Below are 1,923 nucleotides of genomic sequence, written 5' to 3'. Positions count from 1 at the left end.
CGGCCCCCCGCACCCCGTGGCCGCCCCCACCCATCGATCCCGCTGCTCGCGCCGCGCAGCGCGCCCCTGGTGCCACCGGCCCCGCCGGCCCGCGCCCCTGCCAAGGCGTTCGACCCGATCGAGGCCGACGAAGTGGCAGCTTTCAAGCGGGCCCTGGACAACGCCGCCGCGGCCAAGCCTCCCGCACCAGCACCGCGCACGGGGGTGTCCACGCGCTCGGGACCGCTGCTGCCTTCGACGCCCACCGGCTTCGAAGACACGGAAATGCCGGGCAGCGACGCCCGCTCGCCCGATCTGAGCAACACCCAGTACGGCGACCTGCGCTGAGCCGTACCAGCGGCGGCACGGGCCTCATCACCCCAGCCGCCGCCGCGTGTCGGCCTGCAGCGGATCAGTACACGTCGCGCCGGTAGCGGCCCTCGGTGATCAGCGCATCAACGGCATCGGCTCCGAGCACCTCCACCATCGCCGCGTCCACGCCGGCCGCCATGCCTTCGGCGCTGCCGCACACATAGACCACCGCGCCCTGCGCGATCCATTCGCGCAAGGGGCCCGCCGCATCGCGCAGCCGGTCCTGCACATGGCGATGGGCCTCCCCGTCGCGGGAGAAAACCCGGTCCAGTCGTTCGAGAAAGCCCTGGTTCTGCCAGCCACCGATTTCTTCGGCGCACAGGTTGTCGTGAGCCCGCTGGCGCTCGCCGAACAGCAGCCAGTTGCGCCGGTGGCCCGCACGCACCCGAGCCCGCAGGTGGGAGCGCAAGCCCGCCAGGCCCGATCCATTGCCGATGAAGAGGCAAGGTGCGTCGCCCGGGGCGGCATCGAAGCGCGGATTGGTCACCAGGCGCAAAGCCACTTCGGCACCCAGCGGGGCATGGGCGGTGAGCCAGCCCGACGCCAGCCCCAGCCCCTGGGCATGCCGCTCCTGGCGGACCAGCAGCTGCAGCGCGCCGTCGCCAGGCAGGGAGGCCACGGAGTAGGTGCGGGGCGCCAGGGCCACCAGCGCATCGGCACAGGCTTGGGCATGGACCTCTGCCGCGCCCGACGGCAGCGGGGGCAGCACACTCACCGCCAGGGCCTCGGCCAGCGTGGTCCTGACGCCCCCATGCTGCACCGGTGCAGCGCCATCGGCACCCGCGGCTTGCAGCCAGGCCACGACGGCCTCGGGCGCGTGGCGCGGCAGCACCTCCACCAAGGCGCCCGGATGCCATTCGGCCGGGGTGCCTGAGGTGAGCGACACCTCAAACAAGGGGTGGCCCAGGCTGCCCGGATTGAGGCAATCGCGCCGTTCCAGGCGCCACGGCGCGTAGACGGGCGCCATACCGCCTTCCGCCAAGGCTCCCTCCAGGGCCAGATGCGCCACGCCGTCCAATGCGGCCAGGGCCTCGCTCCAGCGGGCCAGGGCCGCAGGATCTGCGTCGTCCACTTCGATGAGCGGAAACAGCGGCCCGGCGCCCGCCCGGCGCAGGCCTTCGTCCAAAGCGTGGCCGAAGCCGCAAAAGCGCGTGTAGTTGCGGTCGCCCAGCGCGAGCAGGCCGTAGCGCACGCCCTGCAGCGAGTTTGGCGGCTGTTGTGTCAGCAACCGGGCGAAACGGCGGGCGTTGTCGGGCGGCTCGCCCTCGCCGAAGCTGCTGGCCACCAGCAGCACGCGGCGGTGCCCGGCCAGCATCGCGGGCGTGAGCGCCTGCAGCGATTGCACGGCCACACCCAAGCCGGCGCGCTGCAATGCGGCCGCGCTCTGCAGCGCCATGCGCTCGGCCTGGCCGATTGGGGGAATGGGAAAAGGTCATGGGCGGTTTCTTTCTTTCGGTCGAGCGCACGGCGGACGGGTTCAGGACTTGGCCTGGTAGCCGGGGTGCCAGCGCAGCCACCAGTGCTCCAGCCCGCGGGCGAACACGTCGGCCAGCTTGCCGAGCAGTGCGTACA

The 1,923-nt window shown here is 72.4% G+C and carries 1 protein-coding gene and 2 pseudogenes; 1 reads left to right on the top strand and 2 read right to left on the bottom strand.

The features are described 5' to 3' along the window. A pseudogene (locus AC27IQ_RS23510) lies at positions 1-327 on the top strand (hypothetical protein); the annotation flags it as partial. 64 nt (positions 328-391) lie between these two features. Here AC27IQ_RS23510 and AC27IQ_RS23505 read toward each other — a convergent pair. Both AC27IQ_RS23505 and AC27IQ_RS23500 read right to left on the bottom strand, forming a co-directional pair. Continuing rightward, on the bottom strand, positions 392-1,765 hold the full coding sequence (locus tag AC27IQ_RS23505) for a sulfite reductase subunit alpha (protein WP_487090995.1): 1,374 nt from the start codon (positions 1,763-1,765) through the stop codon (positions 392-394). A 63-nt stretch (positions 1,766-1,828) separates the two neighbouring features. Then, a pseudogene (locus tag AC27IQ_RS23500) lies at positions 1,829-1,923 on the bottom strand (ABC transporter permease); the annotation flags it as partial.

This window comes from Acidovorax sp. KPB24-07 (assembly GCF_057543315.1).
This window is presented reverse-complemented; position numbering and strand designations above follow the sequence as displayed.